The organism is Lacticaseibacillus songhuajiangensis, assembly GCF_003946025.1.
GTDB lineage: Bacteria > Bacillota > Bacilli > Lactobacillales > Lactobacillaceae > Lacticaseibacillus > Lacticaseibacillus songhuajiangensis.
On the sequence record NZ_RHNR01000015.1, the window covers coordinates 39,575 to 45,574 of the forward strand.

Sequence of the window (6,000 nt, forward strand, 5' to 3'; positions counted from 1 at the left end):
CGTTTTACTCGGAATTTGAGGATAAGCATTTTTTAAGGGCGGTCAAAGCGCTACGCGGCGGGATAATTTTCATGTATAATTCTTAAGTACATTAATTGCAGAACATCTTCATTAGATAAAACAATCACGGAGGGAATTAGAGTGGAAGTTGTCATCGTGTCAGCTGTGCGCACGCCAATCGGTCGGTTTGGTGGGGCGCTTGCAAGCAAAAATGCGGTCGATTTGGGAATTGTTGCGGCCAAAGCGGCCATTAAACGCGCCGGCATTACGCCGGAACTAATTGACCAATCGATTTTTGGTAACGTCTACCAGGCTGGTTCTGGCCAAAATGTTGCCCGCCAAATCGCGCTGGGCAGTGGGATGCGCCAGGAGAGCAGTGCCATGACTGTGAACGAGGTGTGCGGCTCTGGTCTCAAGGCGATTCGCCTGGGCCAGACCGCGATTGTCATGGGCGACGCCGATGTCGTGCTCGTTGGCGGCACAGAGAGTATGAGTTCGGTGCCATACTACAACACCGGGATGCGCTGGGGGGCCAAATTTGGCAATCAGCAACTCGTTGATGGTCTTGGTCGCGATGGCCTGAACGATGCCTTCAATGGTCTGCCAATGGGTGTGACCGCGGAGAACGTGGCGGCGCGGTATACCGTCAGTCGCGAGCAGCAGGATGCGTTCGCCTTGCGGTCGCACCAGCGCGCTCTCGCTGCCACCGCAGCCGGGGCTTTTGCCGATGAAATTGTGCCGGTGACCGTGCAAAACCGGAAGGCAAGCGTGACCGTGACGACGGATGAAGGTCCACGCGCGGACACCAGCTTAGAAAAGCTGGCGCGCTTGCGCCCCGCATTCCAAGAAGGCGGCAGTGTTACCGCTGGTAATTCTAGTGCCATTAATGATGGTGCCTCCGCGCTAATTATGATGAGTCGCGAGCAGGCGGATGAACTGGGCTTGCAGTACCTCGCCGTACTCGACGGCTACGCGGAAATCGGCACGGACCCTGACTACATGGGTTATGCACCGTACCACGTGGTGAACAAGCTGCTGGACCGCACCACAACGGCGAAGTCGGCCGTCGATCTTTACGAGATCAACGAGGCATTTGCCGCGCAAAGTGTGGCGGTGGTGCGTGACCTCGAACTGGATGCGGCCCGTGTGAACGTGAATGGCGGCGCAATTGCGCTGGGCCACCCGCTTGGGGACTCTGGTGCCCGTATTGTGGTCACGCTGATTCACGCACTGCAGCAGCGGCATGGACATACCGGAGTGGCCGCACTGTGCATCGGTGGTGGCTTGGGTGTCGGCCTGCAGCTGCACGTGGCAGATTAAGATGGCCAAATTCTACCAGTTAAGTCGTGAAGAGCGCATTGAGCAACTGCAAAAGGCGGGTCAATTGAACGAAACGGCAGCGCGCCTGCTGCGGCAGTCGCCGCTGCTCCCGGAAGCGACCGCGGCGCACCTGACCGAAAATCAGTTGGGCCAGTTTCCCTTGCCGCTGGGTGTGGTGCACCGCCTGAGAGTGAATGGGTTGACGCGTGAGGTCGCCATCGTGGGCGAGGAACCCAGCGTTGTCGCAGCTGCGAGTAACGGGGCCCGGATGGCGAGTCTTGGCGGCGGGGTGTACGCCCAGGCGCCGCAAGCGCACTTGGTCACGGCCGAGATTGTTTATGCCGGTTTAAGCAAGGCCAATTTGCAGCGCATCGATGAAGCGCATGACGACCTTTTGGCAGTGGCGCAGCGCGCCCATCCCTCCATTGTTCGTCGCGGCGGTGGGGTTCGCGACATCCGCAGCATTGTGAAGGAACAGTTCACCACGGTTCTTGTGACCGTTGATGTGCAAGAAGCCATGGGGGCCAACATCGTCAATACCATCGCTGAAGCCATTGCTGACCGCCTGGACGTGCTCTTACAGACACGTCGATTGTTTGCCATTTTGAGTAATTATAGTGAGCAGCTCACGCAAGCTAGTGTGACCATTCCCGTTGCGGGGGTCGCAACTGCTTCCGGCAATGGCGCGGCGGTCGCCGCCCGCATTGAACTGGCGAGTCGCTACGCGCAGGCCAGCACCGCCCGCGCGACGACGAGTAACAAGGGCGTCATGAATGGCGTTGCCGGCGCCGCGATTGCGCTGGGAAATGATTATCGGGCCTTAGAGGCCGGCGTGCATGCTTATGCGGGCCGTGGCCAGGGATACGCGCCGCTCACTAACTGGCGCGTTGATGGCGAATTTTTGCGCGGCACGATTAGCCTGCCGCTCCAACTGGGGACTGTCGGCGGCGCGATTAGCGCTTTGCCGCTGGCGCGTGTCAGTCGGGAACTGGCGCGCATTGAATGCGTGCGCGATGAGCAGGAAGTGCTCGCCGCGCTCGGCCTAGTGCAAAATTTGGCCGCCCTGCGCGCACTGGTTGGCCCTGGCATTCAGGCGGGTCACATGGCTTTGCAGGCCGGGGCACTGGCAATTGCCGCTGGCGCTTCGGGCGGCGAGGTTGACCAGTTAACGGCCCGTCTGCAGGATAGCGAAAAGACATTACGGAATGCGCAGCGGCTACTGCAACAGTTGCGACAAGAGGAGGACAAATAATGAACATTGGGATTGATCAAATTGGCTTGTATTCGCCGCACTACTATGTGGACTTAGCCGAACTCGCCACTGCCCGCGGTGTTGATCCAAACAAATTCATCATCGGAATTGGTCAGAGTCAGCAAGCAGTACCGCCTTCTTCTGAAGATGTGGTCACCATGTCCGCGGATGCCGCGCAGGATTTCATTCACGAAATTAACACCAGCAAAATTGGGCTGCTCATTGTCGGAACCGAGACCGGAATCGACGCCAGTAAGTCGGCCGCAGTGATTGCCCAGCGGTTGCTAGAACTGCCTGAAACCATCCGGACGTATGAAATCAAGCAGGCGTGTTATGGTGGTACGGCTGCCCTCATGACCGCACGGGATTACGTGGCGGCGCATCCGGATAAAACCGCGTTGATTTTTGCAGCGGATATTGCACGTTACGGCCTTGAAGACGGCGGTGAAGTCACTCAGGGTGCTGGGGCCGTGGCAATGCTCATTAGCGCAAATCCCCGCCTCATGACCGTTGAGGATGACTCTCAATTCATTAGCCGGGACATTATGGACTTCTGGCGGCCCGTGTATACTGACTTGGCACTTGCCAAGGGGAAGTACTCCACGGAGCAGTACATCCAGTTCTTCCAGGACGTCTGGCGTAATTACACGCAGGCAACGGGCCGGTCGCTCAGTGATTTTGCGGCCATTAACTTTCATTTGCCATACACGAAGATGGGCATGAAGGCCTTACGCACGGTGCTGCCGGAAGCAGACGTGGCCACTCAGGGTCGCCTCACGGATAATTACGCGCTGGCGACCATCTACAGTCGCCAGATTGGCAATATTTACACCGGGTCGCTTTACCTGGGTCTCCTGAGCTTGCTAGAGCACAGTACGGATTTGCAGGCTGGCGATCGTCTGGGGATGTTCTCTTATGGCTCCGGTGCGGTGGGTGAATTCTTCAGCGGCGTACTGCAACCTGGCTATGCGGATCAGCTGCACGCGGCGGCGCACCAGCAACTGCTGGCAAACCGCAGTAAGCTCAGCGTTGCTGACTACGAGCGTGTTTTCCTGAACAAGGTGCCATATGCTGCAGATGATTACGTCAGTGATACCAGCATGCAGACGGGTAAATTCCGCTTGACCGGCGTCCAAAATCAGGAACGGCAGTACACAATTAAATAATGCAATGATAAGTGTGACCGTGACGATTTCGTCGTGGCCACACTTTTTTTGATGTCCGCTGACGGTGCATGCTTACAACGGCCAAGTTTTGTTCAAAAATCTGCCTGCCAACGCTTTTACTTTTGCCTGCAATCGGTTACAATAACAATAGAACTTACTAATAGATAGTAAACGGTTTGAATGGAGGTCATCATATGGTTCAGAAAATTAACGCAGCAGACGCGATGCTGAAGGTGCTGGAAGATTGGGGTGTGACCCAGGTTTACGGTTTGCCCGGCGGCTCACTCGATTCGACGATGAACGCCTTTGCGAACCGGCGGTCAACGATTGAATTCGTGCAGGTGCGGCACGAAGAAGTGGGTGCACTTGCGGCCTCCGGTTTAGCCAAAATCAGTGGCCAAATTGGGGTTACCGTGGGTTCCGCTGGGCCGGGTGCAGTGCACCTGCTCAACGGACTGTACGATGCGCAGTATGACCACGTCCCAGTGCTGGCAATCGTGGGCCAAGTGCCGACTGGTGCAATGAACACCGATTATTTCCAGGAAATGAACGAAAATCCGATGTTTGCGGACGTGTCCGTGTATAACCGAACGGTAATGACCGCGGAGCAAATGCCGCACGTGATCGACGAGGCCATCCGTCAGGCATACAAGTACAAGGGCGTTGCCGTTGTGACCATCCCGAAGGACTTGGGGTGGCAGGAAATCGCTGACGATTACGTGAGTTCCGCTCATCTCTACCAGAAGCCAATCATGCCGGAACCTGATCCCGGCCGCGTTGACCAGGCGCTGGCGATTTTGAAGAATGCCCAGCGGCCAATTATCTACGTCGGTCAGGGGGCGCGCGGTGCGACTAAGGACATCATGGCACTGTCCGAGAAGCTGTCCCTGCCAATTGTCGTCACGGCACCGGCCAAAGACGTTGTGCCGGATGACTATGTGGCCAACATGGGTAGTGCCGGCCGTGTTGCCAGCAAACCAGGGGTTGAAATCGCGCGCGCAGCGGACGCGGTCCTCTTCTTAGGCTCCAACTTCCCGTTCCAAGCTTACTTTATCAACCCAGATGCCAAGTATATTCAGGTCGACATTGACGCCGCCCAGTTTGGCCGCCGGCACACGGTTGATGTTGCCATCCTCGCGGACGCAAAGAAGGTCGTGAGGATGATGCTCGACCGGAGCACCCCGCGCCCGCAAAATGCGTGGTATAAGGCAGCTTTGGCGGACAAGGTTAACTGGCAGGCGTGGGTGGACAGCTTCGCAGAGAGCACAGTAACGCCGCTGCGGGTGGAACCAATTTTTGCCCAGATCAACAAAATGGCAACGGACGACGCAATCTTCCAGGTTGACGTTGGGAATGTCACCATCAACGGGATGCGTTTCCTTGACACCAGCCGGGGGCAGAAGTTTAGTACGTCCGGTTGGTACGCCACCATGGGTTACGCACTACCAGCGGCCATTGGTGCGCAGATGACTTACCCAGACAAACAGGTGTGGGCAATTGCGGGTGATGGTGGTTTTTCGATGGTGATGCAGGACATCATCACCGAGGTGAAGTACAAGTTGCCAATTATCAACGTTGTGCTTAGTAACGAAAGCCTTGGCTTCATTGAGGCCGAGCAGGATGACACCAAGCAGGTACACAGCGGAGTTGCACTGCAGCCGGGGATGCGTTACGCAGACGCGGCGGTTGCGCTCGGAGCAACTGGTTTTGAAGTGACCACACTGGATGAACTGAAGGCGGCTTTTGCGGCTGCTAAGGATGCCGACGGTCCAGTGGTTATCAATGTGCACACCAACAACGAGCGCCCACTGCCTGTAGAGCAGCTGGTGCTCGACACGAAGACGCAGGATCCAGACGCGGTGGCTGCATTCGTCAAGAAGTACCATGCGCAGGGGCTGATCCCGCTGCGTGAGCTGCTTGAACAGGCTGCCAAGGGTGAGATTGCACCCGAACAGTTGGGTGACTAATTGCAGTGATTAACGAGGACCACCAGCTCAGAATGAGCTGGTGGTTTTTTCGCTGTCCGTCAGCGTAAGTGTTTTGGCGACGAAGTCGCGCACGGCCTCTGTGCCGTTTTCATACCGCCGCTAGGCGGTGAGGTCGGCAACTCCGGCGTGAGTGCACTTGGGCTGCGCTCCGGAGAACTACGTCGGGCGGGACCGCTCCAGGCGGCTTCGCCGTCTTCCGCTGGCAGATTTGCCGCAAACCCGGCGTCAAATCCGCGCTCCTGAGATAATCTGCGGTGTACACCCGGCAAAATCA

The 6,000-nt window shown here is 57.0% G+C and carries 3 protein-coding genes and 2 pseudogenes; all 5 read left to right on the top strand.

The window, feature by feature from the left end; genetic code table 11:
• Window positions 1–156 precede the first annotated feature (156 nt).
• A pseudogene (locus EKM97_RS05415) lies at window positions 157–1,287 on the top strand (acetyl-CoA C-acyltransferase); the annotation flags it as partial.
• Window positions 1,248–1,343 (top strand): annotated as a pseudogene (locus EKM97_RS12205) (hypothetical protein); the annotation flags it as partial. The pseudogenes EKM97_RS05415 and EKM97_RS12205, both read left to right, overlap by 40 nt.
• Complete coding sequence (locus EKM97_RS05420) at window positions 1,322–2,572, top strand: 3-hydroxy-3-methylglutaryl-CoA reductase (protein WP_164507446.1); 1,251 nt, start codon at window positions 1,322–1,324, stop codon at window positions 2,570–2,572. The pseudogene EKM97_RS12205 and the gene EKM97_RS05420, both read left to right, overlap by 22 nt.
• Window positions 2,572–3,738, top strand: a complete 1,167-nt coding sequence (locus tag EKM97_RS05425) for a hydroxymethylglutaryl-CoA synthase (protein ID WP_125571307.1) — start codon at window positions 2,572–2,574, stop codon at window positions 3,736–3,738. Before EKM97_RS05420 ends, EKM97_RS05425 begins: the two co-directional genes overlap by 1 nt.
• Window positions 3,739–3,932: 194 nt before the next feature.
• Entirely contained in the window at window positions 3,933–5,705 is a 1,773-nt protein-coding gene (gene spxB / locus EKM97_RS05430; RefSeq protein ID WP_125571309.1) for a pyruvate oxidase, read from the top strand.
• Window positions 5,706–6,000 lie beyond the last annotated feature (295 nt).

Bases quoted from the DNA above. Each gene is read 5' to 3' on its own strand.
- EKM97_RS05420 (WP_164507446.1), top strand. From the start codon at position 1,322: ATGGCCAAATTCTACCAGTTAAGTCGTGAAGAGCGCATTGAGCAACTG.
- EKM97_RS05425 (WP_125571307.1), top strand. From the start codon at position 2,572: ATGAACATTGGGATTGATCAAATTGGCTTGTATTCGCCGCACTACTAT.
- spxB (WP_125571309.1), top strand. From the start codon at position 3,933: ATGGTTCAGAAAATTAACGCAGCAGACGCGATGCTGAAGGTGCTGGAA.